This is a genomic window from Kitasatospora sp. NPDC057738 (assembly GCF_042798815.1).
GTDB lineage: Bacteria > Actinomycetota > Actinomycetes > Streptomycetales > Streptomycetaceae > Kitasatospora > Kitasatospora lactacystinica.
The window spans coordinates 1-23560 of record NZ_JBHVJT010000059.1 but is presented as its reverse complement, the minus strand read 5'-3'; the positions used below and the strand labels follow the sequence as shown (position 1 = coordinate 23560).

Annotated in this window: 24 protein-coding genes; 8 read left to right on the top strand and 16 right to left on the bottom strand. The window is 73.2% G+C overall.

Translation table 11 applies throughout. The features are described from left to right. Positions 1 to 2: 2 nt before the first annotated feature. Genes ACFVGO_RS27965 through ACFVGO_RS27950 form a run of 4 tightly spaced genes read right to left on the bottom strand, consistent with a single transcriptional unit; the run spans position 3 to position 4421 of the window. The gene (locus ACFVGO_RS27965) at positions 3 to 1034 is read right to left on the bottom strand and encodes a cysteine synthase family protein (RefSeq protein ID WP_380353075.1); all 1032 of its coding nucleotides are present in this window, start codon (positions 1032 to 1034) and stop codon (positions 3 to 5) included. Between the two features lie 46 nt (positions 1035 to 1080). Next, on the bottom strand, positions 1081 to 2412 hold the full coding sequence (locus ACFVGO_RS27960) for a Y4yA family PLP-dependent enzyme (RefSeq protein ID WP_359897360.1): 1332 nt from the start codon (positions 2410 to 2412) through the stop codon (positions 1081 to 1083). Next, positions 2403 to 3389: an ornithine cyclodeaminase family protein gene (locus tag ACFVGO_RS27955; RefSeq protein ID WP_380634733.1), complete on the bottom strand. Its 987-nt coding sequence runs from the start codon at positions 3387 to 3389 to the stop codon at positions 2403 to 2405. The genes ACFVGO_RS27960 and ACFVGO_RS27955 overlap by 10 nt, the downstream gene beginning before the upstream one ends. A gap of 42 nt (positions 3390 to 3431) precedes the next feature. Continuing rightward, on the bottom strand, positions 3432 to 4421 hold the full coding sequence (locus tag ACFVGO_RS27950) for a TauD/TfdA family dioxygenase (RefSeq protein ID WP_359897357.1): 990 nt from the start codon (positions 4419 to 4421) through the stop codon (positions 3432 to 3434). 383 nt (positions 4422 to 4804) lie between these two features. Between ACFVGO_RS27950 and ACFVGO_RS27945 the strand changes: the two genes are divergently transcribed. Genes ACFVGO_RS27945 through ACFVGO_RS27930 form a run of 4 tightly spaced genes read left to right on the top strand, consistent with a single transcriptional unit; the run spans position 4805 to position 9664 of the window. Then, positions 4805 to 6364, top strand: a complete 1560-nt coding sequence (locus ACFVGO_RS27945; protein WP_359897355.1) for an ABC transporter substrate-binding protein — start codon at positions 4805 to 4807, stop codon at positions 6362 to 6364. Then, the gene (locus tag ACFVGO_RS27940) at positions 6361 to 7359 is read left to right on the top strand and encodes an ABC transporter permease (protein WP_380634730.1); all 999 of its coding nucleotides are present in this window, start codon (positions 6361 to 6363) and stop codon (positions 7357 to 7359) included. Before ACFVGO_RS27945 ends, ACFVGO_RS27940 begins: the two co-directional genes overlap by 4 nt. Continuing rightward, the gene (locus ACFVGO_RS27935) at positions 7356 to 8204 is read left to right on the top strand and encodes an ABC transporter permease subunit (protein WP_359897353.1); all 849 of its coding nucleotides are present in this window, start codon (positions 7356 to 7358) and stop codon (positions 8202 to 8204) included. Before ACFVGO_RS27940 ends, ACFVGO_RS27935 begins: the two co-directional genes overlap by 4 nt. Beyond that, entirely contained in the window at positions 8201 to 9664 is a 1464-nt protein-coding gene (locus tag ACFVGO_RS27930; RefSeq protein ID WP_380634727.1) for an ABC transporter ATP-binding protein, read from the top strand. Before ACFVGO_RS27935 ends, ACFVGO_RS27930 begins: the two co-directional genes overlap by 4 nt. An 18-nt stretch (positions 9665 to 9682) precedes the next feature. On the opposite strand, the gene ACFVGO_RS27925 is transcribed toward ACFVGO_RS27930, so the two are convergent. The 4 genes from ACFVGO_RS27925 to ACFVGO_RS27910 all read right to left on the bottom strand — a co-directional run bounded on the left by ACFVGO_RS27925 (position 9683) and on the right by ACFVGO_RS27910 (position 12347). Then, the gene (locus ACFVGO_RS27925) at positions 9683 to 10258 is read right to left on the bottom strand and encodes a MarR family winged helix-turn-helix transcriptional regulator (protein WP_380353082.1); all 576 of its coding nucleotides are present in this window, start codon (positions 10256 to 10258) and stop codon (positions 9683 to 9685) included. Positions 10259 to 10362: 104 nt separating this feature from the next. Next, positions 10363 to 11313: a M56 family metallopeptidase gene (locus ACFVGO_RS27920; protein ID WP_359897347.1), complete on the bottom strand. Its 951-nt coding sequence runs from the start codon at positions 11311 to 11313 to the stop codon at positions 10363 to 10365. After that, entirely contained in the window at positions 11310 to 11729 is a 420-nt protein-coding gene (locus tag ACFVGO_RS27915) for a BlaI/MecI/CopY family transcriptional regulator (protein ID WP_359897345.1), read from the bottom strand. The genes ACFVGO_RS27920 and ACFVGO_RS27915 overlap by 4 nt, the downstream gene beginning before the upstream one ends. 162 nt (positions 11730 to 11891) lie before the next feature. Continuing rightward, on the bottom strand, positions 11892 to 12347 hold the full coding sequence (locus tag ACFVGO_RS27910) for an SsgA family sporulation/cell division regulator (protein ID WP_380353085.1): 456 nt from the start codon (positions 12345 to 12347) through the stop codon (positions 11892 to 11894). Positions 12348 to 12912: 565 nt separating this feature from the next. Here ACFVGO_RS27910 and ACFVGO_RS27905 point away from each other — a divergent pair. From ACFVGO_RS27905 to ACFVGO_RS27895, 3 genes are all read left to right on the top strand, one after another. After that, positions 12913 to 14181 (top strand): PucR family transcriptional regulator, encoded by a 1269-nt coding sequence (locus tag ACFVGO_RS27905; RefSeq protein WP_380634723.1) that lies wholly within the window; start codon positions 12913 to 12915, stop codon positions 14179 to 14181. Positions 14182 to 14421: 240 nt separating this feature from the next. Then, the gene (locus tag ACFVGO_RS27900) at positions 14422 to 15252 is read left to right on the top strand and encodes an alpha/beta fold hydrolase (protein ID WP_380353089.1); all 831 of its coding nucleotides are present in this window, start codon (positions 14422 to 14424) and stop codon (positions 15250 to 15252) included. 98 nt (positions 15253 to 15350) lie between these two features. Continuing rightward, positions 15351 to 16211 carry a helix-turn-helix domain-containing protein gene (locus ACFVGO_RS27895; protein ID WP_380353091.1) on the top strand — a complete coding sequence of 287 codons (861 nt, stop codon included), beginning with the start codon at positions 15351 to 15353 and terminating at the stop codon, positions 16209 to 16211. A 73-nt stretch (positions 16212 to 16284) separates the two neighbouring features. On the opposite strand, the gene ACFVGO_RS27890 is transcribed toward ACFVGO_RS27895, so the two are convergent. The 3 genes from ACFVGO_RS27890 to ACFVGO_RS27880 all read right to left on the bottom strand — a co-directional run bounded on the left by ACFVGO_RS27890 (position 16285) and on the right by ACFVGO_RS27880 (position 18256). Then, positions 16285 to 16668, bottom strand: coding sequence for a hypothetical protein (locus tag ACFVGO_RS27890; RefSeq protein WP_380353092.1), 384 nt, complete (start codon positions 16666 to 16668; stop codon positions 16285 to 16287). A gap of 45 nt (positions 16669 to 16713) precedes the next feature. After that, positions 16714 to 17241 (bottom strand): hypothetical protein, encoded by a 528-nt coding sequence (locus ACFVGO_RS27885; RefSeq protein WP_380353094.1) that lies wholly within the window; start codon positions 17239 to 17241, stop codon positions 16714 to 16716. A gap of 178 nt (positions 17242 to 17419) precedes the next feature. Continuing rightward, the gene (locus ACFVGO_RS27880; protein WP_380353096.1) at positions 17420 to 18256 is read right to left on the bottom strand and encodes an alpha/beta fold hydrolase; all 837 of its coding nucleotides are present in this window, start codon (positions 18254 to 18256) and stop codon (positions 17420 to 17422) included. Between the two features lie 255 nt (positions 18257 to 18511). Between ACFVGO_RS27880 and ACFVGO_RS27875 the strand changes: the two genes are divergently transcribed. Then, positions 18512 to 19108, top strand: a complete 597-nt coding sequence (locus tag ACFVGO_RS27875) for a Dps family protein (protein ID WP_380353098.1) — start codon at positions 18512 to 18514, stop codon at positions 19106 to 19108. Between the two features lie 414 nt (positions 19109 to 19522). Here ACFVGO_RS27875 and ACFVGO_RS27870 read toward each other — a convergent pair whose 3' ends face one another. From ACFVGO_RS27870 to ACFVGO_RS27850, 5 genes are all read right to left on the bottom strand, one after another. Then, positions 19523 to 21817, bottom strand: coding sequence for a hypothetical protein (locus tag ACFVGO_RS27870; RefSeq protein ID WP_380634719.1), 2295 nt, complete (start codon positions 21815 to 21817; stop codon positions 19523 to 19525). Positions 21818 to 21911: 94 nt separating this feature from the next. Next, the gene (locus tag ACFVGO_RS27865) at positions 21912 to 22280 is read right to left on the bottom strand and encodes a hypothetical protein (RefSeq protein WP_359899439.1); all 369 of its coding nucleotides are present in this window, start codon (positions 22278 to 22280) and stop codon (positions 21912 to 21914) included. A 23-nt stretch (positions 22281 to 22303) separates the two neighbouring features. After that, on the bottom strand, positions 22304 to 22612 hold the full coding sequence (locus ACFVGO_RS27860; RefSeq protein ID WP_359899441.1) for a WXG100 family type VII secretion target: 309 nt from the start codon (positions 22610 to 22612) through the stop codon (positions 22304 to 22306). 32 nt (positions 22613 to 22644) lie between these two features. Beyond that, positions 22645 to 22971 (bottom strand): hypothetical protein, encoded by a 327-nt coding sequence (locus ACFVGO_RS27855; RefSeq protein WP_359899443.1) that lies wholly within the window; start codon positions 22969 to 22971, stop codon positions 22645 to 22647. 75 nt (positions 22972 to 23046) lie between these two features. Beyond that, positions 23047 to 23511 carry a type VII secretion protein EccB gene (locus ACFVGO_RS27850; protein ID WP_380634716.1) on the bottom strand — a complete coding sequence of 155 codons (465 nt, stop codon included), beginning with the start codon at positions 23509 to 23511 and terminating at the stop codon, positions 23047 to 23049. Between the last annotated feature and the right edge of the window lie 49 nt (positions 23512 to 23560).

The window sequence follows — 23560 nt, the reverse complement described above, 5'->3', positions numbered from 1 at the left end:
AGTCAGGGCCTGCGGAGTTTGGTGAGCGTTTCGTCGATGTCGGCCTCCACGGCCTCGTCGAGCAGTGCGCGGGCGTTCATCCAGTCGTCGTTGAAGACGGTGTCCATGTACTTCTCGCCACCGTCGTTGATGAAGGCGACCATAACGGCATCCGGCGCCAGGGCCGGCAGGCGGTTCAGGGCCTCGTGGACGACGCCTCCGGCGGAGCCGCCGATGAGCAGGCCGGTGCGGCGGGCGACGACGCGGGCGGTCGCGAAGGCCTCGATGTCGCCGACCTTCACTCCCTCGTCGATGAGGTCGTAGTCCACCAGCAGGCCGATGGTGGCGCCCTCGGGGGTGCCGGTGCCGGACTGGTAGTAGTCGTGGGCGGGCGGCCCGAAGGCGATCGAGCCCTTCGGCTCGACGCCCACGACGGCGACGCCGGGTACGGAGCGCTTGAGCTCGCGGGCGGTGCCGCACAGGCCGCCGCCGGTGCCGACCGCGCCGATCAGCACGTCGACCCGGTTGTCGAGGGCCTGGGCGATCTCGCGGCCGACGGCGTAATAACCGACCGCGTTGCTGGGGTTGTTGTGCTGTTCGGTGAAGAAGGTGTTGTCCTTGCCGCGGGCCATTTCCTCGGCGAGTTCCTCGCGGGCCGCGGTGTGGAGTTCCTCGCCGTCGGTGTCGGCGTCGACGAAGACGAGTTCGGTGCCCATCGCCTTCATGCCGCGCAGCTTGTCGGCGGCGGCGTGGTTGTCGACGACGGCGGTGAAGCGGTAGCCGCGTTCGGCGGCGACGACGGCCAGGCCCAGGCCGGTGTTGCCGGAGGTGGACTCGATGATGTGGCCGCCTTCGCGCAGGTCGCCGCGTTCCTCGGCGTCGAGGACCATCTGGCGGGCCATGCGGATCTTGGCGCTGCCGGTGGGGTTGAACATCTCCAGCTTCAGCAGCAGCCGGGCGCCGTTGTCGGCGCGGGCGAGTTCGAACAGCGGGGTGCGGCCGATGAGGTCGGACATCCGGCTGACCACCGGGGGGCGGTTCAGGGCGTCGGTCATGGTGGAGCTCCGTGGGGACGGCGGGGCGGGGAGGTTCGTGCGGGGGTCAGCGGTCGAGGCGCCAGCGCGGGCGGTCGCCGTGGTGGTCGATGACGACCTTCGGCGGCAGCGGCAGTTCGTGGAAGGGGGACTCGTTGGAGTCCATCTGGTAGCCCGCGGTGTTGGGGTAGACGAGCAGGTCGCCCACCCGGGGCCGGGCGGGGAAGGCGATCTTGCGCCAGGTGAGCAGGTCGGAGTCCAGGCAGCTGGCCCCGCCCACGCAGGCCCGGTACGGCTGTCCCGGGGGTCCGGCGCGGTCGCCGAGCAGGACCGGGTCGGGCAGGTACTCGCTGTTGAACCACTGCTCGGACAGGCTGAGGCTGGTGCCGTCGACGGTGACGATGCCGTACCCGGCGCGGTCCTTGACGCCCTGGACGGGGAACACCGACGACCCGGCGCGGTCCAGCAGGGCGCGGCCGGGCTCCAGCAGGAGCGTCACGCCGGCCTGCCGCAGCCGCTCGGCGAGGCTCGGTCCGGTACCGCCGGGGCGGGCGGCGAGGATCGCGCGCAGTGCGTCCGCGCCGGCGACGGGGGAGTGGTACGGGTAGAAGTCGCCCGCGGCGAAGGCCTTCTCGCCGTGGTAGTGCCCGGGGCCCTGTTCGGTGAGGAAGGTGTCCCAGGCATCGGCGGCGACGTAGTCGACGGGGAAGCCGCCGCCGATGCTGATCCGGTCCGCCGGCAGGCCCGACGCCCGCGCCTTGAGGCAGAGTTCGACGAGTTCTCCGGCGAGGTCGGCGCGTGGCTGGACCGCGTAGCCGGAGAGGTGGAAGCTGAAGCCCTCCATCCGTACGGTGTCCCCGGCCTCGGCGCAGCGCCGCAGGGCCTGGTGCAGTTGCGGGTCGTCCAGGCCGAACCGGCTGCGCGGCTGGGCCGGCGGGTGCCGGCGCAGCAGGACGCGGGCGGGACGGTCGGTGTCGAGGCCGAGCAGGCGTTCCAGTTCGTCGGGGGCGTCGACGGCGATCAGCGCGCCCTGCCGGGTGGCGACGCGCAGCAGTTGCTCGTTCTTGGCGGGGCCGGTGACGACGAGGTCCTCGCCGCGCACGCCGTGGCCGAGGGCGTCGCGCAGTTCGCCGAGGGAGGCGACGTCGATTCCGGCGCCGGCCGCGGCGCAGCGTTCCACGAACACGGAGGCCTTGTTGGCCTTCTTCGCGTAGTGGACGCGGCCCTCGACCCCGGCGTCGGCCAGGGCGGCGCGGAACGCGGCGAGGTTGTCGTCGAAGCGTTCGGGCAGCAGGTAGTGGAAGGGGCCGTCCAGGCCGTGGGCGAGTTCGTGGAGCAGTCCGCTGTCGTGGATCCGGTCGGTGAGCGGGTCGGGGTGGGCGGGCAGGCTCAGCGCCACAGGGCCACCTCGGTTCCGAGGCCCTGGGCGGCGGCGAGTTGGGCGAAGCGGTGGCCCAGCGCGATGTCGGTGACGACGAGTCCGCTGTTGTAGGCGAAGATCCGCTGCCCGGGGGCGGTGCGGGCGGCGGCGCCGGAGATGACGACGGGCAGCTCCAGGTCGACGGCCGGGAGCTTGCCGTCGGCGTCGGCCATGTCGGTGCCGGTGACGCGCATCTGGGCCTCGCTGGTGGCGATCACCCGGTCCGCCCGGTGGAGGGTGGAGGGGGCGAGGCCGTGGCCGACCAGGATCGAGACCGTGCCGGGCTTCAGCCAGTCGGCCTCGACGGCGGCGGGGGTGTGGCCGCCGGCGGTCGCGACGATGACGTCGGCGTCGCTGGCGGCGGACCTGAGGTCGGTGACCAGTTCGAGCTCGCGGTCGGGGAAGTGCCGGGCGAGTTCGGCGCGGACGGCGGCGATGCCGTCGGGGTGGGTCCCGGACAGGAGGAGACGCTCCAGCCCGGGCAGGGCGGTGAGCAGGAACGGCAGCGCCAGGCGCCCCTGGGTGCCGGTGCCGATCACCAGCGCGGTCGAGGCGTCGGGGGCGGCGCACTCGCGGGCCAGCAGGGCGGAGACGGCCGGGGTGCGCAGGGATCCGATGCGGGAGCAGTCCATCATGGCGACGGGCAGGCCGGTGACGTCGTCGTAGATGGTCAGCGTCGTGTAGTAGTGCTGGTTCTCGCGGCTCTCGTCGAGGCCGTGCTTGTAGGAGGTCTTGACGGCGACGACGTTGCGCACGCCGTCGCGGCCGAGCATGGCGTAGGAGACGGAGTGGCCGTCGGCGGGCTTGACGGTGAGTTTGCGCGGGTTGTCGGACTGCCCGGCGGCCAGGGTGCGGTAGGCCTGTTCGACGGTGTCGACGACGTCGGCGAGGGTGATGTCCAGGCCGGCGAGGTCGCTGGTGGACAGTACGCGCAGGGTGGTGTCGTCCCGGTCCATGGGGGTGCCCTTTCGAGGTGGTGAGGCGGCGGCAGGGGTGGTTCAGGCGGCCCTGGCGGTGAGGGCGGCCTGGCCGTAGCCGTGTTCGTCGTGCTCGGCGAGCGGGCGGGTGGGGCGGCCTTCCACGCGTACCGAGGCGCGCTTGAGCCAGCGGTCGGTGCCGTCGTAGCGGGCCCGGAACGGCACCCGGCCGTGGACGACGACGTCGTTGTCGACGACCAGGACGTCACCCGGTTCCAGGCTCACCGCGACCGAGACGCGGGCCAGTTCGTCACCGAGGCGCCGGTACGCCGCGCGCCATGCCTCGTCCGCCCCGTCCAGCGGGGTGTAGGCGGGGTCGTAGCGCATGGTCAGGCCCTCGGGGGCCTCGAAGAGGGTGGGGACCGGCGCGGGCCGGCCGCCGAACTTCCGGGCCTGCTCGTAGGCGTCGTCGGGCAGGATCGGTGCGACGGGCCGCTTCAGCTGTTCGACGTCGGCGTCGGGCAGGTCGGTCAGGCGCACGCTGGCCGCGGTGGTGGCGATGGCGTCGTGGTTGCGCATGCAGCACAGCAGCAGCAGGTGCGCGCGGCCGGGGTGGAAGGCGTCCTCGGTGTGCGGGGTGAGGAGGACGGAGCTGGAGGCCCCGGTCTGCTCGCTCTCGTGGCCCGGCGTGGGGACGATGTTGTGCACGAACCGGCCGTCCTGCTGGCCGTCCCAGGCGATCGGGGTGCCCATCGCCGTGGAGACGAGCAGCAGCACCACGTCCCAGAGCGCGCCGGAGTCGCCGACGGTCGACCAGTGGTCGGGGGTGGGCCCGAGGCGGGTGTCGTCGATCTCCAGTCCGCGCAGCACGAACAGGCCGTCGGCGGTGTCGACCGGACGCAGTCGGTGGCGCAGCGGTTCGCCGAGCCGGGCGCACTTCACGGGCAGGTCGGCCAGCAGGGCGGGGCTGGTCGCGGAGCCGTGGAGGGCCAGCAGTTCGGCCGCGGTGGAGGTGAGTTCCGCGACGGCGTCGGCGTCGAGACGGCGTACCGGGGCAGGGCAGGTGGGCACGGCGGGACCTTCCGGGGACAGGGGGAGAAGTGGTGCGGGGTGCGGGCACGTGGCGTCACCTCGCCGGTGTGGGACGGCGACGGGAGCTGCGCGTGGGGCATCGGTCCGGGGCGGCTCGAACGGCCGGACGACAGGAAACGTAACAACGACTTTTAGGTAAGGCAAGCCTTACCCGGCTGGATGTCTACATTTACGTAGTCTCGGTTCCGGGCGGCGGCGCACGTGCGGCGCAGGGGCAACTTCCCTGCTCGCGGGCCGGATTGGGGCGCTGGGGCGCATGGCCGGAAGTCGTGTGCGCCCCACCGGGCGGCTTGCGACTTGTCTTGAATTTAGGGTAGGTAACCCTAAGCAAATCGAGCACGGAACCGAGACGAGGATCGAACGTGGGCGTCACCAGACGACAGCTGCTGTGGGCCGGAGCCGGAGCCGGGGCGATCGGCGTGCTCGCCGCCTGCGGTGGCGGCAAGGGTGGCGCCGGGGAAGCCGCGGCCTCCGGTGGGACCGGCCAGCAGCCCCGCCCCGGAGGGACGCTGAAGGTCGGTGCGCTCGGCAAGGCCTCGGCGGTCACCCGGGACCCGCACGGCACCCAGGCCAACGAGAGCGACTACCTCATCATCAGCCTGATCTACGACACGCTCGCGATACCCGGGGCCACGGCCAACACCGCCCCCCGCCTGGCCGCCTCCTGGAAGCCGTCGGACGACCTGAAGACCTGGCGCTTCACCCTGGCCGACGGCGCCACCTTCCACGACGGCACCCCGGTCACCGCCGACGACGTCGTCTGGTCGCTGAAGCGGCTGCGCAACACCCCGGCGGGCAAGAGCCGCCTGCCCGGCATCCAGCCCGAGGGCATCACCGCCGAGGACGCCAGGACCGTCGTCCTGGTCTCCGACTACGCCAACGCCGACCTGCCGCTGCTGACCCGCCTGACCACCTTCGTCCTCAAGAAGGACACCAAGGACGACGCGGTCGCCGGCGCCCCGGGCACCGGCCCCTTCAAGCTCGACTGGTACCGCGACGGCAACGCCCGCCTGGTGCGCAACGACAACTGGTACGGCGGCAAGGTCCTGCTGGACGCCGTCGAGGTCCGCCTGTTCGAGAGCCCCCAGGCCATGGCCAACGCCCTGCTCGCCGGACAGATCGACGTCGCCTCCAACGTCGGCGCCGTCGCCGCCCGCACCGCCGAGGCCCGCAAGGACGTCCAGATCGTCCGCCGGCCCAACGACATGGCGATGCCCGTCGTCATGCGCACCGCCGACGGCCCGTTCGCCGACGCACGGGTGCGCGAGGCCCTCAAGCTCGCCGTCGACCGCGACGCCATGGTCAAGCAGGTCCTCTCCGGCTACGGCAGCGTCGCCAACGACGTCCTCGGCACCGGCGACCCCGCCTTCGCCAAGGACATCCCGCAGCGCACCCGCGACCTCGCCAAGGCCAGGCAACTGCTCGCCGACGCGGGCTTCGACACCTCCAGGACCTACGACCTGACCACCACCGAGGACATCGCCGGACTCGCCGAGTCCGCGACCCTCTTCGCCACCCAGGTCCGCGAGGCCGGCGTGAAGATCAACGTGGTGAAGCAGGACTCCAAGGTGTTCTGGGACGACACCTGGCTCAAGGGCACGCTCTACACCAGCTACTGGGGCACCAACGACTCCGTCGTCTTCTTCGCCTCCAAGACGATGCTCTCGGACGCGGGCCAGAACGAGTCCGGCTGGAACGAGCCGGGCTTCGACGAGACCTACCGCAAGGCCATGGGCACCGCCGACACCGCCGAGCGCGGCAAGCTGCTCCACCAGCTCCAGGAGATCGAGTTCGCGAAGTCCGGCTACCTGCTGTGGGGCATGGCCGACGGCATCGACCTCGCCGGCGCGGCCGTGCGCGACCTGCCCAAGCTCCCCGGCTACGGCCGCGTCCAGCTCGAGAAGACCTGGTTGGCGCGTTGACCACCCCTCACCCGGCGGACGCGAAAGCGCCCCGAAGCCTCCCGGCCCGCATCCTCCCCGGTGCGGGCCGGGTCGCCCGGCAGGCCGTACGGCGCCTGGTCCTGCTCGTCGTCCTGCTCGCCGCCGTCTTCGCGGCCGTCGAACTCCTCCCGGGCGACGCCGCCGGCGCGAGCTCCGACCGGGGCGTCACCGCCGCCGACCTCGCCGCCCGCCGCACCGCCATGGGCCTCGACCGCCCGGTCGCCGAGCGCTTCCTGGACTGGATGACCGGCCTGCCCACCGGCGACCTCGGCACCACCGCGCGCGGACAGCACGTCACCGACGTCCTGGCCGGCCCCTTCCCCAACACCCTCCTGCTCGGCACCCTCGCCCTCGCCCTCAGCACCGCCGGAGCCCTCGCCCTCGGCGGCTGGGCCGCGCTGTGCCCCGGCGGGCGCGTCGACCGCGCCGTCGACACCCTGTCCACCGCCGCGTTCGCCCTCCCCGAGTTCGTCGTCTCGGTCGCCCTGCTCCTGCTGCTCTCCCAGTGGACCGGCTGGCTGCCCGCCGTCACCCTCACCGGCGCGGACGGCAGACCCGAGTCGTGGACCATGATCCTCCTGCCCCTGCTCTCCCTGGCGGTCCCCCAGATCGGCTGGAACACCCGCATCGTGCGCGGCGCACTCGCCGACCAGGCCGCCCTGCCGCACGTCCAGGCCGCCGTCCTCGACGGCCTGCCCCGCCGGCGCATCCTCAGCCACCACATGCTCCCCGGCGCCCTGCCCGCCGTCGCCGTCGGCATCGCCACCTCCGCCGGCATGCTCCTCGGCGGCACCGTCGTCGTCGAGACCCTCTTCAACTACCCCGGCGTCGGCGCCGTCCTGGCCGGCGCCATCACCGACCGCGACACCCCGCTCGTCGCCGGAGTCGTGGCCGCGGCCGGCGCCGCCATCAGCCTGCTCCTGCTGCTCGCCGACCTCGTCCGCACCACCACCCTCGGAGAAGAGCGACGATGACCGCCGACGCCCCGACAGCGGCCCCCGCGCCCGCCACCCGAGGGAAGCGACGGGTGCTCGTGCGCGCGGTTCCCGCCCTCGCCCTCGTCGCCCTCGCACTCGCCGGGCCGCTCCTCGCCCCGCACCCGATCGACACCCCGGTCACCTTCCCCTACGCCGAAGCGGGCGGCGACGCGCCGCTCGGCGGCGACCAGCTCGGCCGCGACGTCCTCAGCCGCCTGCTGACCGGGGGCGCGCCCCTGATCGCCACCGCCCTCGCCATCGCCCTCGTCGTCACCGCGGCGGCCACCGCCATCGGCATCCTCGCCGTGCTGCGCCCGGCCCTCGGCCGGTGGATCGAACGCGCCGCGGACCTGACGATCCTGCTGCCGTCCGTCCTCGCCATCATGCTGATCGCCCTGGCCTGGCCCGGCGGCGGACGCCTCGCCGTCGCCACCGCAGCCACCCTCCTCGGCATCCCCTACGCGGTCCGGATCGTCGCCGCCGCGGCCGCCCCCCTCGCCACCGCCGGCTTCGTCGAGGCCGCGGCCGCGGGCGGCGAGAACCTCTGGCACCTCACCGTCCACGAGGTCCTCCCCAACCTGCGCTCCACCGTCCTCGCCCTGTTCGGCCTGCGCTTCGTCGAGGGCGTCTACATCGTCTCCGTCGCAGCCTTCCTCCAACTCGGCCCCCAACCCCCGGAAGCCGACTGGGCGTTGATGATCCGCGAGAACGCCGCCGGCATCACCCTCAACCCGTGGGCCGTCGGAGCACCCTGCCTCGCCATCGGCCTGCTCGCCATCAGCGTCAACCTCGCCGCCGAAGCCCTCGCCCCCGCCCGGCCCACCCCGGAGACCCCGCTGTGAGCACCACCGACCCCGCTGCCCGTGCCGCCGCCCTGTCCGTCACCCTCGGGGACACCCCGCTGCTCACCGACGCCACGCTCACCCTCGCCCCGGGCCGCGTCACCGCCGTCACCGGGCCCTCCGGCGCCGGCAAGACCACCCTGCTGCGCGCCCTCGTCGGCGCCCTCCCGCCGGGCGCGCGCGTCACCGCCGGCAGCCTCACCGTCCTCGGCCACGACATCCTCGCCCTCCCGCCCGAGGAACTGCGCCGGCTGCGCCGCCACAAGCTCGCCTTCGTCGGCCAGGACCCGGGCTCCGGACTCAACCCCCGCATGCGCGTCGACCGCCTCATCACCGAGACCGCCGCCGACCGCCGCGGCACCTCCGTCACGGACCTGCTGCGCGCCGTCCGCCTGCCGGTCGGCGAAGGCCTCGAACGCCGCCGGACCGAGCACCTCTCCGGCGGACAGCAGCGGCGCGTCGCCCTCGCCCGTGCCCTCGCCCGCCGCCCCGCGATCCTCCTCCTCGACGAACCCACCGCCGGCCTGGACGCCGCCCTGCGCGACGACATCGCCGACCTGCTGCACGACATCGCCGACCGCGACGGCATCGCCATCGCCCTCACCAGCCACGACCCCGACTTCGTCGCCCGCTGCGCCGACGACGTCCTCGCCCTGTGGCCCGACCGTCCGGTCACGGCCCCGGGCACGCCCGCAACGCCCCCGGTGCCCGCACCGGCTCGCGTCCGCGCCGACGCGGTGCCCGTCGTCGAGGTGGAGGCACTCGACGCCCGGGTCGGCACCGGCCGCAACCGCCACCGGGTCTTCGCCGGCCTCGACCTCGTCCTGCGGCCCGGCACGCTGACCGGGATCACCGGCCCGTCGGGGTGCGGCAAGACCACGCTGCTGCGCGCCCTCGCGGGACTCCACCGCCCCGAGGCCGGCCGGATCACCCTCGGCGGCGAACTCCTGGCCTCCTCCTACCGGCGGCGCACCCGCGACCAGCGCCGCCGCGTCCAACTCGTCCCGCAGAACCCGCTCGGCGCCCTCAACCCCGCCCACACCGTCGGCGCCGCCCTCATCCGCCCGCTGAAGCTCCACTCCGTACGGCCCGCCGACCGGTGCGACGCCCGCGTCGCCGAACTGCTCACCGCGGTCGGCCTCACCCCCGGCCACGCCGACCGCCACCCCCACGAACTCTCCGGCGGACAGCGCCAGCGCGTCTCCATCGCCCGCGCCCTGGCCGCCGAACCCGATGTCCTGCTCTGCGACGAGGTCACCTCCGCCCTCGACGCCGACACCGCCGAGGACATCATGGAACTCCTGCGCGGCCTACGGACCGACCAGGGCCTCGCCGTCGTCCTCGTCAGCCACGACCTGCCGCTGCTCTCGGCCCACGCGGACCTCCTCCTCACCCTCGACGGCGCCGACGGGGTGCCGCTCACGGAGCACCGCGCGGCCCCGAGCCCGGTGCCGAACTGAGCTCTCCGCGCAGGGGGATCAGCCCGGCGTTCCGACGTCCGGCCCCTCGGCCTGGCCGACGCCCTCCCGAACCCTGGCCCAGGTCCGCCGGGAACCGCGGGTCAGGGTCCAGCCGCTCGTCCCGCGGAGCCGCGGCCGCTGCCCGGCCCCGCGGGCGGCGGCCGCGCACACGCGCCGGAGAAGGGAGTTGAGCTCGACGCGCTGCCCCTTCGTCAAGGACGCCAGCAGGTCGTCCTGCGTCGCCGACGCATCGGTGTGGAGCACGTCCAGGGCGGACTCGCCCGTGGGAGTGATGGTCAGCACCTCCTGCCGACCGCCGACGTGGACGACCATCGACTGCAGCAGGCGTGCCGACAGGAGATCGTCGAGGGCCTGGTCCACCTCGGCCGCAGGCGCCGTGACCCGGGAGGTGAGATCGTGCCGACCGTGCGGTCCCAGCTGCGCCAGCGCCGACAGCAGCGCGTGGTGGACCGGGGTCAGCCCCCGGTGTTCCAGCCGCTCCGCCAGCAGACGGTCGACGGCCCGCCCGGCCTCCGACAGGAGGTAGACGGACTGCTCGAACGGACTCGACGATCCCTGCCGTCCGTCGTACAAACCGTGTCCCCATCATCGGAAAAGCGCGACGCCCTCGGCGTCGAAAGCAGCAAACCGAGGCTCACCATACCCACGCTTCCGATCGTTGGTCTACATCGATGTCGTCAGATCGGTCGGGGGCCGACGATCCTCCTCGCCGCGTGCTCCACGAACTCGTGCAGGCCGTAGGCGAGGCCGAGCGCCAGCAGGGCCGACACCACCACCGCGGCGACGAGACCGGACACGACCGCACGTGGCCCGCGCCCCCTGGGCCCGACGGGCTCCGGCTCCAGCAGGGCCTGAACCCGCCGGGGGACCGGTCCCGTGCTCACGGACAGGAGCCGGCTGTCGCGCACCCCCGTCCCGGCCGAGCCGACCAGCGCGGCGCGGGCGATGGCGGTCGCGGCGACCCTCCGGTCCCCCACCGCCGTCGCGGCGGCCTCGTCCGCCCACCGCTCCAGGTGGAACTCCAGCGCGGGCCCCAGGCGCGCGAGCGCCGGATGCACGGCCGAGGCCAGGTCGACGACGGCCGAGAGCACATGGTGCCGCCCGCGGAGATGAGCCCGCTCATGGGCGAACAGCACCGTGCGCTCCGACGGCCCGAGCGCCCTGAGCATGCCCTCCGACACGACGACGCGGGCGGCGCGGCCACGGAAACGCGGCAGGGCGAAGGCCTCCGCCTCCTCACCCGGGACGACGAGCACGTCGCCCTCGGCCGTCCCCCCGCCGGTCAGCGCCCACGCGCGGGACAGCAGCGCACGCTGCCGGCGAGCGGCCAGCACCAGCCGCACCGCCTGCACGGCCAGCAGGACCCCGGCGGCACCGGACACCGGCACCACCGCCGGCCAGTCCGCCGTCACCCGGGCGAACCTCAGGTGCTCCAGCCCCGCCAGGAACGGCACGTGGAAGAGCCCCGTCAGCGCCGCGACCGTGCCGCCCGCGAGCAGCACCGCCGCCCCCGCGAGGGTCAGGGAGGCCTCGCGCGGCGGCAGCAGCCCGGCCAGACGACGAGCCGCGGGCGCCGCTCCCCACGGAAGGACGACGGTGAGGGCGACGACCACCAGGAACAGCGTCACGACCCGCCCTCCAGCACGGCCTCGCCCCCGGCCGGAGCCGGCGCGGCCTCCGCCTCGATCAGCAGGCGCCGCAGGACGTCCCCGTCGTCCGTGGACAGCGAGGACACGAACCGCTTCAGGACGAGGTCCCGCTGCGGCTCCTTCTCCAGCTCCCGGCGCATCCGCCCGGCCGCCAGCCCGGCGGCGTCCGCGACCGGCGCGTAGGCGAAGGAACGCCCTGGCCGCGTGCGCTCCAGGGTCCCCTTCTCGTGCAGGCGGGTGAGGATCGTCGCCACGGTCGTCCGGGCGAGGTCCTGGTGCAGCGCCGCCTTGACCTGCTGCGCGGTCATCGGCTCACCGGCCGCCCACAGCACCGCCATCACGTCCGCGACCAGTTCCCCGTGCGGACGCCTGGCCTCCTGACCGTCCCTCGCCATCTCTCTCCCTGTCCCGAAGCGTTCGCCCGGCACACCCCGACGCCGACACCGGTCGGAGACGAGGGCCGCCCGCGCCGGTGCGGCGAGAAGGGGTACGGCCTGTGTGACTTAGGTGTGCCTCAGTTAACTTTACGGGGCGTGCGGATCGCCGCCGAGCCGGCGTCAGCCGGTGAGGTCGTCGAATTCGGTGGCCCAGTCGATGAGGGTGTGCTCGGTGCCCTGGGGGACGAGGGCGAAGCTCTCGCGGCGGAGCCAGCGACGGACCTGGCGGGTGGGGAGATCGAGGAGGGCGATGTCCGCCTGGTTCCTGAGCATGACGCGCAGGGAGGTGCGGGCGTGGCAGGTGCAGGGGGGCCAGATGCGGACGTCGCCGAGGCCGGTGGGCCGGTGGAGACCCTCCCAGAGGAGCTCGCGGGCGAAGTGCCAGGTGCCCGCTTCGGTGGCGTGGCCGAGGAATTCGAGTGTGACGGCGAACGGGTCGTCGCCGCGGTAGGCGAGGCGTACCGGGACGTCGACGCTCTGGTGCTCGCCGAGGACGAGTCGGGCGTCGAGGGTCAGGTCGGTGGCGGCGGCTTCCGGGCGGGGCTGGGGGTCGGAGAGGGGGTGGTGGGCGGGCACGGGGTGTCTCCTGGGCGGGTTCGGGGCGGCGCGGGACGGGAGGGGCCGTCCGGGCCGGCGGGGTGAGGTGCGGTGTCCGGTCGGGACGCGGAGCGCCGGCCGGCCGGGGCGCCGGTGGCGGTGCGGCGCTCCCGCCTCGGGCCCTGGGAGCTGCCGGGAGCAGGGGGAGGCGGAAGTGCTCCCAGGCTAGGAGGCGGTGCCGGGGTGGATGTTCCGGCCGTGCACCGCGAGGTGATGATCCGCGCACCGTTCGCCCGGCGGGCATGGCCGGGCGCGGGCTCCTCGCTGTCACGGCCGTGCGGTCCGGCGGTCGGGGGGCGGTGCGGCCGGCGGTGGCGCCGCCGCTTGCCGTGGCGACCGGGATGAGAGCAACTGCCGTACATTGGAAGGGATTTGACGGGGAGAGGCGATTTCGCGGCGTTGTGCGCGGACCCTCCTCCGGCGGTCGGCGCCGCCCGGGGCGGCAGCCGTCCGGCCCCGGTGGAGCCGTCGGATCCTCGGTTTGTTGAACGTTTGTCCATCCCGTTTCGCTGCTTGTATGAATGGCGCCGGGAGGCTTTTGAACATGAAGAGGTGGATCCAGCGCTCGCGTTCCGGAGGCGAGGCGCTGCAGACGTTGGTGGACGGCCTGGCCGAGGAACTGGGGCGTTCGGTCGTTCTCGACGACCCCCTGGTGCGGCTGATCTGCACCAGCCGGCACTTCGGCGACGAGGACCGGGTGCGGGTGCGCACGCTGCTGCAGGGCATCGCGGACGACGAGACCATCCGCTACGTGCTGTCGCAGGGGGTCGCCCGGTGGACCCGTCCAGGTGTCCTGCCGGGCCGCGACGACCTGGGGATGCAGCCGCGCTACTGCGCCCCGGTCCGCGAACGGGGCCACGTGCTGGGCATCCTGATGGTCGTGGCGGCGGGCGCGCCCCTCACCGAGGCCGAGCGGGGGGCCATCGACGAGGTGGCCCGCGCCGTGGCGGTCGAGATGTACGCCGAGCGGCTGGCCTCGGACGACGACGAGGAGCACACCCGGCGGCTGGTGAGCCGGCTGATCGGCTCGGACTCGGCGCAGCGCTGCGCCGCGCACCAGCGCCTGGTGGACGACGGCCTCCTGCCGGCCGGCCCGCACGTCGTGGTGACCAGCGTCGCCGTCAGCGGGCAGCCGGGGCCCACCGGCCAGACCGAGGTGGCGCTGCGCGGTGCGCTGGAGCCGTTCCGGCAGACCCGGACGGCCCGCGGCCTGTCGATGGTCGACCAGGACCGGGCGGTGCTGGTGCAGGTCTTCGAACAGGAGCCCGCGGAGGAGGACCTGGACCTGCAGGGCCGGGGCATCGTCCGCTCCCTGACGACCTTCCTGGGCCCGGGCCCGGTCGTGTCGGTGGGGGTGGGCGGGCGTTGGACGGCACTGGCCGACGCGTGGATCTCCTACGACCAGGCCCGGGTGGCGGTGCGCGCGGCCCGCCGGCTGCCCCGGCTGGAGGGCATCGGCGACTGGGAGCGGCTCGGGGAGTACGCCGTCCTCCTCCAACTGCCCGAGAGCGCGCTCAACGAGTCCCTCCTGCCCAAGCCGCTGCGGCGCCTGCTGGCGAACGGCGGTGGCAACTCCCGGCTGGAGGAGACCCTGCGCTGCTTCCTGGACAACGCCGGTTCGGTGCCCAGGACCGCGGAGGCCCTGGAGCTGCACCGCACCTCGCTGTACTACCGCCTGCGCCAGATCCAGGAGATCACCGGCCTGGACCTGGACGTCGGCGCGCACCGCCTGGAGCTCCACCTGGGGCTGCGGCTGTGGGACCTGCTGCGGGCTCCGGCGGAGCCGGCCTCCCCGTGGACCGCCTTCCCGTAGCCGGCCTCCCCGTAGCCGTCCTCCCCGCCGGCCGGGCGCGGCCGGGCGCGGCGTCGCCCCGCAGCGGTGTTGCTACAGAGCGATGAAGCTTCGTCGGGCAATCCCTACGTCGGTCGGTGGTCAGCGGGTTCGGCCCACAGCGAGAATTCTCACGACGAGCTGCCGCTCATCCCCCCGGCGACCTGCGGGTTCCGGCCCCCCGGACCCGCGAGCCGACACGAACGGACAAGAACGAGCACCATGCACCGACTGATCACGAACGACGGCGTGCGCCTGGCCTACCGCGACAGCGGTGGCGACGGGGTCCCGCTGGTGATGCTCCACGGCTGGGGGCAGACGCAGGAGATGTTCCGCCACCAGTTCGAGGGGCTGGCGCCGGGCCGGCGCGTCGTGACGGTGGACTTCCGCGGTCACGGCCGCTCCGGCAAGCCGCGCCACGGCTACCGCGTCGCGCGTCTGGCCCGTGACGTCCTCGGCCTGCTCGACCACCTGGGCCTGGACGCCTTCGACGCGCTGGGCTGGTCGATGGGCGCCTCGGTGTGGTGGAGCTTCATCGACCAGCACGGCACCGGCCGCATCCGCCGGCTCGTCCTGGTCGACCAGCCCGCCGCCGTGGCGGCGGTGCCCTGGACGGCGCCGGCCGAGCAGCGCGAGTCCGGCGCCATCTTCGACGTGGCGGGGCTCCTGGAGCTGTGTGCCGCGCTGGCCGGCCCGGACGGTGCCGAGGTCCGCGAGGGCTTCGTCCGCTCGATGTTCAGCGGCGACACCGACCCGGACCTGCTGGCCTTCGTGACCGAGCAGATCCGTGCCACCCCGGCGCACGCGGGCGTCCCGCTGCTCTTCGACCACTGCGCCCAGGACTGGCGCGACGTCCTCGACTGCATCGACGTGCCGACCCTGGTGCTCGGCTGCGAGGGGAGCCACGTCGATCCGGAGTCCCAGCGCTACATCGCCGAGCGGATCCCCGGCGCCGGCCTCCACGTGTTCCCGAGGACCGTGGCGAGCTCGCACTTCCCCTTCCTGGAGAACCCCGGCGAGTTCAACGCCGTCGTGGAGGCGTTCCTCTCCTGAGACGCCCCGCCGCCGACGGTGCCACCACCGGGCGCCGGACGGCGGGCGATCCTTCCCAACACCCTGTACCGAACCTCTCCAACCGGTCGGAGCCTCCTGTGATCCCGTCGGATCCCTCACCCCTGCCCGAACCCGAGCACCACCGGCCCGATCAGGCCGTCGACGCCTGCATCGAGGTCCTGTCACCGCCGCCCGGGGTCGATCCCGAGGACTGCCTCTACGTTGCCCTGCACGTCGACGGCGCGGCCTCGGTGCGGCGTCACGGGGTCAGCACGGCGCTGGCTCCGGGCGATCTGCTGATCGGCACGTCGCCGTATCCGGCGGGGTTGCTGCGCGACGCGGGGTGCCGGATGGTCCGCTTCCGTGTCCCGTGCTTCTACCTGGGGGTGCGGCACTCCGATGTGCGGCGTACGGGTGGGCTGGTGGCGCGGGGGAGTGAGGGGGTGGGCCTGCTCGCCTCGCAGTTCCTGCGGACGCTGGCGGCTCGGGGCGGAGGGTACCGGGCGCGTCCTGGTGATCATCTGGCGCGTGGTGTGTCGGACATCGTGGCGATCCTGGTGTCGGAGCTGCTGGAGGGGGAGGGGCCGGAGGGTCCGGGTGGTTCGGCGGAGTTGTTGGCGCGGATCCGTGGCCACATCGAGGAGAATCTCGCGGATCCGGATCTGGGGCCGGAGGCGATCGCCCGGGCGCAGCACATCTCGGTGCGCTATCTGCACAAGCTGTTCCAGCAGGACGGGACGACGGTGGGGCAGTGGGTGCGTCGGCGCCGCCTGGACGCGTGCCGTCGGGAACTGGAGCGTCCCTCCCGTCGGCAGGCCAGTGTGTCCGCGGTCGCGCACCGGTGGGGTTTCGTCAGCCACTCCCACTTCAGCCGGGCGTTCCGTGACGCCTACGGGGTCTCGCCCCGCGAATGGCAGGCCTACGCCGCCCGGACCGACAGTCGGGACACGGCCTCCTGACTCCTCCGCCGCGGCCGCTTCCACACGCTGCCGGTCCCGCCGGTCCCGTCCTTCGCCGACCGGGTCGGGCCGGTCAGCGGTCGGTGTGGATCTCGGCGATGTAGCCGCCGGGGAACTGCACCGTCGCGCTGTCCCGGCCGCCCGCGCGGACGGGTCCCGACAGCACCGTCGCGCCGGCGGCCCCGGCCCGGTCCAGGGTGGCGCCGAGGTCGGGCACGCCGTAGCCGGTGAGTTCCCGGCCGTACGGGTGGGGCAGGTGGCCGTCCGTCACGGCGACGGTGGTGGTGCCGAAGCCGGAGGTGAGGCGGAGGAGCCGGTACGTGGTGCCGGGCAGGCCGATGGCGGCGCCGTCGGCCCTCCGGTCGTCGGAGACGATCCGGCCCCGGGTGAAGGCGAGGTAGCTGTGCAGGAAGGAGCCGACCGCGTCCGGCGACAGGTAGAGCCGGTTCTCCGGCACGCTGACCAGGGCGGGGTAGGACGGCGGGGTGGTGTGGACGTACAGCTAGGCGTTGATCCCGCCCGGGAACTGGACGACGGCGTCACGGCCGATCGGGTCGGCGAACGGTGCCACGGTGACGGTCGCGCCGTCGGCACGGGCGGCGCGGACGGCCTGGTCGAGGTCGGTCACCAGCCAGCCGGTGCGTTCGGTGCCGAAGGGGTACGGCACGGGCGTGGTGTAGTCGAACACCGACAGTGTGCCGACCGGGGACACCACCAGCTCGGAGAGCGTCCGGCTGGGCGTCGGCGTCACCTGGGTGGAGACCGGGCCGATCGTGGTGCCGCCGAAGGTGGACGTCCAACTGGTCACGAAGGCCTGCTCGGTGCCGGGCGCGACGTAGACGTGGGTGGAGTCGTACTGCGGGCCGACGGCGAACTGCTGCTGGGTGCCCGGCCGTTCGGCCGGCGTGCCCTGGGTCGCGCTCGGAGACGTGCCCTGGCCGGCGGAGGCGGCCGAGGCGGCGGGGACCGCGGTCAGGGCGGCGAGTGCCGCCACCAGCGGGACCATGCGGCGGGCTAAGCGGAGCTTCATGGGTGACCTCCTGGTCGTGGCGAACGCCCGGCGTCCGCGGAAGGGGATGCCGGGCGTGGGTGTGGGGCCGGTGGGGCTGGTGCGACCGGTACCGCCGTCGCCGTTCGGGCCTGGGGCGGCGACGGCGGTACCGGGATCGGGCGGACGGCCGCGGGTCGAGGTGTCGCGGCCGTCCGGGTCACTTGGCGAGGAAGGCGAGCAGCGCGGAGTTGACCTCTTCGGCGTGGGTCCAGAGCAGGCCGTGCGGGGCGCCCTCGATCTCGACGTACTCGGCGGAGGGCAGGGCCCGGTGGAAGGGGCGGGCGGTGTTCTCGATGGGCAGGGTGCGGTCGCCGGTGCCGTGCAGGATCAGGGCGGGCACGTCGATGCGGGCGATGTCGGCGCGGAAGTCGGTGTACCAGGTGGTGGGCGCGGCCGAGGCGGCGAAGGCGCCGCCGGCGGTGGCGACGTTCCAGCTGTTGCGGACGGCCTCCTCGCTGATCCGGGTGCCGAGGTTCTCGTCCAGGTTGTAGAAGTCGTTGAAGAAGCCGGTGTAGAAGGCGAACCGGTCGGCCTTCACGGCGGCGACGATGCCGTCGAAGAACTCCTGGGGGGCGGCGCCGTCCGGGTTGTCGTCGGTCTTGAGCAGGTACGGCTCCAGCGAGGCGAGGAAGGCGACCTTGGCGATGCGCTCGGTGCCGTAGGTGCCCACGTAGCGGGCGGTCTCGCCGGTGCCCATGGAGAAGCCGACCAGGACGGCGTCGCGCAGGTCGAGGGTCTCCAGCACGGTGTGGAGGTCGGCGGTGAAGGTGTCGTAGTCGTAGCCGGTGGTGGGCTGCGAGGACTGGCCGAAGCCGCGGCGGTCGTAGGTGATGACCCGGTAGCCGGCCTCCAGCAGGGCGGCGCTCTGGCGCTCCCAGGACTTGCCGTTCAGCGGGAATCCGTGGATGAGGACGACCGGCTGCCCGGTGCCGTGGTCCTCGTAGTAGAGGTCGATGGAGGCGGAGTTCTCCTGGCCAACGGTGATGTACGGCATGGGTTTTCCCTTTCGTGCGGCAGCTGCTCGCGGCAGCCTCTTACTGCGGTGCTCGGCTGCGACGGGTTCCACGCTAGGCGCGGTGGCCGGGGGCCGGTTGACTCCGAGAGCACCCCGAATCGTCCGAGAGTGCTACGACCGGGCGCACCGGTGGAGCCGACGGGGACAGCGGCCCGACTTCCGTACCCGGTGCGCTGACCGACCGCGAGCAGTGCGCGGTCGGAACAGGCGCCCGGCCCGCGCGTTCCTAGCCTGATGGCCGCAGATGTCACCGACCCCGCACGAAGCAGGAGCACCATGAGCAGCCAGCCGCGCCTCCACCAGCACGGTCCCGAGATCCAGGAGTTCGGCACCGTCACCCAGCTGCCGATCGCGCTCTCCCACGACGCCCGGCAGTACTCGTGCCAGCGGCTCAACCGGGTCCTCGCGGACACCCAGTTCCTGTACGGGCTGTACAAGAAGTACCACTGGGGCATGCGCGGGCCGACCGCGTACCAGCTGCACCTGCTCTTCGACAAGCACGCCCAGGAGCAGCTGGAGCTGGTCGACGCGCTCGCCGAGCGGGTGCAGAGCCTCGGCGGCGTCGCGGTGGGCGACCTCCGTCACGCCGCGCAGATCACGGGCGTTCCGCGTCCGCCGGACGGCATCGAGGGGGTGCGATCGATGCTCTCGCGGCTTCTCGACGCGCACGAGACCGTCCTCGCCGATGTCCGGGACGCCGCCGGCCGCACGGCCGAGCTCGGTGACGACGGCACCCAGGACCTGCTGGTCTCCCAGATCATCCGCACCGGTGAGGCCCAGGTCTGGTTCCTCGCCGAGCACCTGGTCGTCACCCCCGAGACCGGGGAGTGACCGCTGGCCGGGCCCGTTCGTCGGCGGGCCCGGCTCCGCTTCGTGCCGGGCCCTTTCGTCGGGGGGCCCGGCACTTTTTCGTGCCGTTGGTCCTGCCGTGCCGCTCGTCCTGTCGTACCGCTCGTCGTTCCTCCGTGTCGTTCCTCGGCGTCGGTGCGGCGGCACGCGAACGGGCTCGGGGACCCGGAAGGGGTTCCCTCCCCAGGGCCCAAACACCCTTTTTCGCCCCGGGGGCCGGCGTGGTTTCTAAAGGAAGGGGGAGGGAACCCCCCCCCCCCCCCCCCCTTCTCTCCCGGGGGTTCCTCCCGGGCCCGGGGGGTTCCGGCCCCGACCCCCACCGGTCCATGGGGTCGTACGGTCCTCTCTACGGCTGCGCCCGCCCGCCCGGTTCGACTCCGGCCGCGAGCGCCCCGATCAGCGGCCGATGACGCCCGTCACCGCACCGGAGTCGGTGCCCCAGACCTCCTCGTCCTCGGACAGCCAGGTGGTGCGCTGGCGCTCCTTCTCGCCCTGGCCGCCGGCCGCCCCGGCACCGGCCCCGGCACCCATCGGCGGCATCATCGGGCCGCCCATGCCGCCGGTGCCGCCCGTGGTCGAGATGCCCCGGCCCATCAGCTGGGACTCCTCGGCGGCGGCCGTCGCGGCCCGTCCCGCGGCGGAGCGGCCGGCCTGCGCCTCGGCGGCGAGTTCGGCGACCTTGGCCGCGTCGCCCATCACCGCCGACCGGCCGCCGATGCCGATGGTCGGCGGGCCGGACGCGCCGATGCCGCCGATGCCACTGCGGCCGCCCGAGCCGCCGAACGACTGGCCCGCCAGGTCCGAGCCGCCCTTGAACGAGGTGGTGATGCCACCCGTCCCGGTCCCGGTGGAGATCCCGCCGAACGACGGCAGCCCGGTCCAGTTGCTTCCGGTGGAGATCCCTCCGCCGGGGTAGCTGACGCCGGTGCCGGGACGGCCGGCGATGATGGCGTGCGCCTGGTCGTTCATCAGCTGCTCGAACTGGGAGACCGGCCTGCCGTCCGACCCCCGGACGATGCCGTCCTTGTCGATCGTGTCGTCCTTGCCGAGCACGACCGTGTTGCCGTTGGCGTCCTTCAGCAGGTTGCCGTCCGGGCCGGTGACGGTGCCGTCGTCGTTCCGCTTGGAACCGACCGGCACCTTGAACGCGCCCCCGCCGGTCGTGCTACCGGTGCCCGGCACGGTGGTCGGCTGGCTGACCGTCGTCCCCGGGGGAACGATGATCGGCTTGCCGTCCTTGCCGAGCACCGGCTTGCCGTCCGGGCCGATCACCTCGCCCTTGCCGTTGACGGTGCTGCCGGGCGGCACGGTGATCGGGTTGCCGTCCTTGCCGAGGACCGGCTTCCCCTTGCCGTCCAGCAGCGTCGACTGGCCGCCACCGGGGCCCTTGTTGCCACCGGTGCCGCCGGGGTTCCCGGGCACCGTGGTGGGCGGTGGGGGCGGGATCTTGCCCGTGCCGGAGCCGCCCCCGGGTCCCTTCTTGTCCTTGTTGTCACCGATCCCGCCGGTGCCGCCACCGCCCGCACCGCCGCCCGCGCCACCGCCCGCGCCGCCGTCACCCGCGCCGCCGGTGCCGGGCGGCGGCTTGGGGCCCTCCTGGGTCGGCGGCTTGTCGGCCGGCAGCCACTTCTGCGGGGGTTCGAGCTTCTGGAGGACGGCGGCGGCGTGCGCGTACGCCGTCTTGAAGGCGGCCATCACCTCGGTCGCCTGCTTGTCCAGGACGATCTCGATCCACGAGGTCCAGATCTTCTTGGAGATCTCGTCGATCCACGCCTTCAGGGCTTCCTTGTCGTCCGGCGACGGAGCCGCTCCGGTGGCCGCGAACTTGAAGGTGCGCGTTCCGTCGCTGTTCTTGGTCATCGTCGGCGTCACGTAGGCCGTGGCCGCGCCGAAGGCCGAGTGGACGCACTCGGAGGGCCAGGAGAACGACACCACCTCGTCGTCGTTCTTGAGCTTCCAGAGCGTCCCCGACTCGAGTCGGTCCTTCGGGACCGCCCGCCAGGCGGCGTAGCCGCTGTACAGCCCCTTGTACGCGGCGCGCAGCGCCTCCGCGGTCTCGCGCAGGCACTTCGCCTTGGCGTCGGCGTCGTCGCCGAGCTCGACGTGCACCTGGATGAGCTGGTTCCGCAGCCCGATGAGGACTTCCTTGAACCGGCCCGCCGCGCTGCCCTGGAACTCGCTGCCGGCACCCTCGACGCCGTCGGCCCAGCCCTGGACGATCCCCTGCTGTTCCTTGACCCAGGTGTTGACGGCCGAGATGACCGTCGCCGCCTGTTCGAAACTCGGGGCGCTGGTGCGGTCGTTGTAGCCGTTGCCCCAGATCAGCGGTCCGAGGATGTTGTCCGCGGCGTGCCCGAAGTGCCCGAGCGGGGTGTCGGTGTCGCCGGCGGGCGGCTGGAGCTGCCAGAAGTTCCAGTCGACCGTGACGCCGACGATCGTGCTCCACTCGTAGGTGTCGTCGCCCTTCGGGTAGACCCACTCGGCCCACATGTCGAAGCCGGCCTGGCCCTCGTCCTTCTTGTACGGCTTCAGTGCGTCGTTCGTCGACTTGAGGGTGCTGCTGACCCGGATCCCGGTGATCCACGGTTTGCCGATCACCGTGTCCCGGCTCGTGATCGAACTCTGCGTCGAGGCCGCGAACGCCGTCAGGCCGTCTTCCCACGGATAGTGCTTCGGTGCTGTTTCTGCCATGACTTCCTCCCGGAGGCACACGGGGCGGAGCGGGAACGGAACGGGTGTCGGTCCGGCCGCCGGACGGATGGTCCGCCCGACGACCGGGGAGCGCTCAGCCGGTGCTGGTCGGGGGCTTGGGAGTGCCGCCGCCCAGGACGTCCTTGAAGAGCTCCATCGTCTCCGCCTCCGTCAGGCTGTGGTCCTCGCCGTCCGCGAACATGACGCCGGCCATCTCCAGATCCAGCTTGGTGTGCTTGGCCTCGGTCTGGATCGTGGTCAGTGCGTCCTTCACACTGCCCATGAAGGCGTCGACGCCGGTCTTCAGCGTCTGGATCTCCAGCACACTGGTGTTGCCCGGCAGCACGGGCGGACAGGTCTGCACCGCGTTCGCCTCCGTGCCGAGGTCGATCCGGAAGGTCTCCAGATTCGTGGCGAACGCCTTGAGGCCGCTGGTCGAGACCTTGATCGTGGTTTCACCCATGGGGAGCGCCTCCGCCCTCTCGACTAGCCGAACTGCTTGCGCGCGCTCTGGTCGGCCTCGTTCATGATGTGGTGCATGTTGGTGAGCTTCCCGCCGGCGGCGATGATGTCCTGGTTCATCTGTCCGGCGTTGGCCGTCACGGCCTGCTTGAACTCCGTGAAGGCGTCGGCCGCGGCACCCTGGAAGTTTCCGCTCTCGGTCAGGGAGTTGAGCTTCCGCTCCACCTCCCACAGGGCGTCGTCCATCAGCTGGCCCGCCTGGCCCAGCTCGCTCGCCGCCTGGGCGACGGTCTCGTGGTGGAGCTGGATGCTCCCGAAGTTGTCCATCGACATGTGCTCGTTCCCTTCCTCTCCGTGGCGCGCCGTCAGGCGCCGTTCAGCGCGTCGACGATGCCGTCGGCCGCGTGCAGCCGGGCCTCTTCCTCGGCGTGGCTGAGGACCTGGTCGGCGACCTTGGTGGACTCCGCGAAGCGCTCGAACGCGCCGATGACCGTGTGGTAGCGCGTCATCCAGTCCTCGACCTTCTGCTGGAAGGTCGAGCTGGCCCCGGAGATGTATCCGCTGGCCAGTTCCTGCTTGATCCGCTCGACCGTGCGGCCGGCGGTGATCATGCCCTCGATCTGCTGCTCGATGTCGGACAGCGCCTTGCGGATCGCCTCGTCCTGTTTGTTCAAGTTCGCCGGCGTGCTCACCAGGTGCTCCTTTCTCTCCGCGCGCCGGTCGCGCGCGGCTCTGATCGACTCAACGGGACCGCCACGACCGGCGGTTCAGCCGCAGGTCGCCGTCGTGGCGGCGGACACGGCGGCGTCGAGCGCAACGCCCGCGACGGGCACGCCGGCGGTTCCGGGAACCCCTGGGGTGACCGCAGCGACGGTGGGCGCGCCCGAGGCCGCGGCGTCCGCCAGGGCCGCCGGGTCGAGGCTCGGGCCGGCCGGCAGCAGGGCCACCACCGCGGCCGGGACGGCGACCGGCGTCGCGCCGCCGTAGCCGAGCTGCTTGACGACCGCCGCCGAGGGCAGCGGGTAGCGCACCCCGGCCTCGGTGACCAGGTACTCGGTGCCACCGGCGCCGGCGCCCGACAGGGCGCGCACCAGGGCGCCGCGCCCCGGCCGGACGGCGATCCGGTCGGCGACGGTGCAGGCCGTGCCCGCCGCACCCGCCGTGCCGCCCGCCGGACCGGCCGGGGGCGGGCGGAGGGGGGCCTCCTTAGGTCTGCCCGGGGGGAAAAGCATGGAGGCGGGCGTTGGGGGGGCAGGCGGGGCGCTGCCGTTCGTTTTGAAG

Bases quoted from the DNA above. Each gene is read 5' to 3' on its own strand.
- ACFVGO_RS27880 (WP_380353096.1), bottom strand. From the start codon at position 18,256: ATGCCGTACATCACCGTTGGCCAGGAGAACTCCGCCTCCATCGACCTC.
- ACFVGO_RS27915 (WP_359897345.1), bottom strand. From the start codon at position 11,729: ATGGCGAGGGACGGTCAGGAGGCCAGGCGTCCGCACGGGGAACTGGTC.
- ACFVGO_RS27860 (WP_359899441.1), bottom strand. From the start codon at position 22,612: ATGTCGATGGACAACTTCGGGAGCATCCAGCTCCACCACGAGACCGTC.
- ACFVGO_RS27850 (WP_380634716.1), bottom strand. From the start codon at position 23,511: ATGCTTTTCCCCCCGGGCAGACCTAAGGAGGCCCCCCTCCGCCCGCCC.
- ACFVGO_RS27900 (WP_380353089.1), top strand. From the start codon at position 14,422: ATGCACCGACTGATCACGAACGACGGCGTGCGCCTGGCCTACCGCGAC.
- ACFVGO_RS27865 (WP_359899439.1), bottom strand. From the start codon at position 22,280: ATGGGTGAAACCACGATCAAGGTCTCGACCAGCGGCCTCAAGGCGTTC.
- ACFVGO_RS27885 (WP_380353094.1), bottom strand. From the start codon at position 17,241: ATGAAGCTCCGCTTAGCCCGCCGCATGGTCCCGCTGGTGGCGGCACTC.
- ACFVGO_RS27965 (WP_380353075.1), bottom strand. From the start codon at position 1,034: ATGACCGACGCCCTGAACCGCCCCCCGGTGGTCAGCCGGATGTCCGAC.
- ACFVGO_RS27935 (WP_359897353.1), top strand. From the start codon at position 7,356: ATGACCGCCGACGCCCCGACAGCGGCCCCCGCGCCCGCCACCCGAGGG.
- ACFVGO_RS27905 (WP_380634723.1), top strand. From the start codon at position 12,913: ATGAAGAGGTGGATCCAGCGCTCGCGTTCCGGAGGCGAGGCGCTGCAG.
- ACFVGO_RS27955 (WP_380634733.1), bottom strand. From the start codon at position 3,389: ATGGACCGGGACGACACCACCCTGCGCGTACTGTCCACCAGCGACCTC.
- ACFVGO_RS27870 (WP_380634719.1), bottom strand. From the start codon at position 21,817: ATGGCAGAAACAGCACCGAAGCACTATCCGTGGGAAGACGGCCTGACG.
- ACFVGO_RS27875 (WP_380353098.1), top strand. From the start codon at position 18,512: ATGGCCGCAGATGTCACCGACCCCGCACGAAGCAGGAGCACCATGAGC.